Below are 451 nucleotides of genomic sequence, written 5' to 3'. Positions count from 1 at the left end.
GCCGCTGCGATATTCGAGCGTGACGCGATCGACCGACAACAGCGGCGCCTCGCCGGCTCCCGGCTCGGCAGCGGCGCCGGCCTCACCGCGCCGGGCGGCGCGCGGCGCGGCTTGCGCGTCATTTCCGGCGCGCGCGACATGCGGCGCGGACCAGGCGTTCGACAGACTCATGCTCGACCTCGACGGTGCAACGGATAAAACATCAACATACCGGCGGCGCCCGGCGATCCCAACCAATCATTGCGGCTATGCAAATGCCGGCGGCGGATAAGCGAGACGCCGGCCGGTTCGCGCGGATCAGCTGCCGCCCTGCGTGGCGGGATCGTCGAAGAAGTAGTCGTGCACCGTCTTCGGCTCGTTGCGGATCGCGCCGACGCGATGCATGAACTGCGCGAGCCCCAGCGTGTTCTGCGGCGCGGTCTTGAACTGCACCTGCGGGTCGCGCAGGATC

1 pseudogene is annotated in these 451 nt (G+C 69.2%); it reads right to left on the bottom strand.

Annotated elements, in window-relative coordinates:
* Positions 1-297: 297 nt before the first annotated feature.
* Positions 298-451: pseudogene (locus FQ755_RS38145) on the bottom strand (ABC transporter substrate-binding protein); the annotation flags it as partial.

Origin of the sequence: Paraburkholderia sp. BCC1885 (genome assembly GCF_900996235.1) — a bacterium.
Taxonomy (GTDB): domain Bacteria; phylum Pseudomonadota; class Gammaproteobacteria; order Burkholderiales; family Burkholderiaceae; genus Paraburkholderia.
The sequence above is the reverse complement of the archived record's forward strand: the minus strand, read 5'-3'. Positions and strand labels throughout refer to the sequence as shown.